Source organism: Thiohalocapsa halophila, from assembly GCF_016583825.1.
GTDB lineage: Bacteria > Pseudomonadota > Gammaproteobacteria > Chromatiales > Chromatiaceae > Thiohalocapsa > Thiohalocapsa halophila.
The window spans coordinates 1-842 of the sequence record NZ_NRRV01000234.1 but is presented as its reverse complement, the minus strand read 5'-3'; the positions used below and the strand labels follow the sequence as shown (position 1 = coordinate 842).

The window sequence follows — 842 nt, the reverse complement described above, 5'->3', positions numbered from 1 at the left end:
ATCGGGCAGGGTGATCTGAAGAATGACGATGTCATCGATGGCAACGAGATTTCGTCCCGCCTCGTTCATCGCCATCAGCAGTGCACGAGTCAACAACCCATCCTCGTTGGTGTAGATCTGCACGGCAGACGCATTGCCCAGCTGCTTGCGCAATACTGATTCGGTCTGCGGTATCACGACCCGAACCATGTAATCCGGACCGATGGTCTCATGCAACAATCCCACCAAATTATACTCGGGCTGGAAGCGAATGGCCAATTCGAGCGAAACAGTCAAGCCCTCTGCGGACAGGACATCGAGGGTATGCACCACAAGCTGCTTGCGCACCTCGTACGGTGTCATCACATCCAACGGACTGATGATGTGTAGACCCTCGCCAAAGATGCGATCTACCCGCGTTCCACTGAATCGGTTCCACAGAGCCCCGACATGCCCCGCCGGAATGACAATAAAGATCCTATCAGCAAGGAATACAGCAACGCCGAGAAGGAGCAATGCGACTATTGCAAGTGCATGCAGGTTTCGCCGCAGCCACCGGCGCCATGCTGCTGTTGACTGTGCGTTCGGGTCAGGCCCACTATACTCGTCGGGAGTCGCCGAATGTTCACACGTGTCTTGGTTCATTTCGCCCTCGTTGTAAGCACTGCGATGGCCAGTCCAACGGCGCAACATGCCATTGCCGAGATGATGAGATAGCTGTTTCTCAGATCTCGCGCGGGAGCGTCTGCAGACAGGCCGGCGAATTGTTGAAGACCCGGTAAGACCTTCCGATATCAGCGGATGGTTCACTCTTGCGGATCGTGTCAACCCCTCGGACGCCGGCATCCCAGCGAGCCCTCCGC

1 protein-coding gene is annotated in these 842 nt (G+C 56.3%); it reads right to left on the bottom strand.

From position 1 onward, the window contains the following. A partial coding sequence (locus CKO31_RS26185; RefSeq protein WP_200243888.1) for a prohibitin family protein occupies nt 1-624 on the bottom strand: 624 nt, incomplete at its 3' end. Nucleotides 625-842 lie beyond the last annotated feature (218 nt).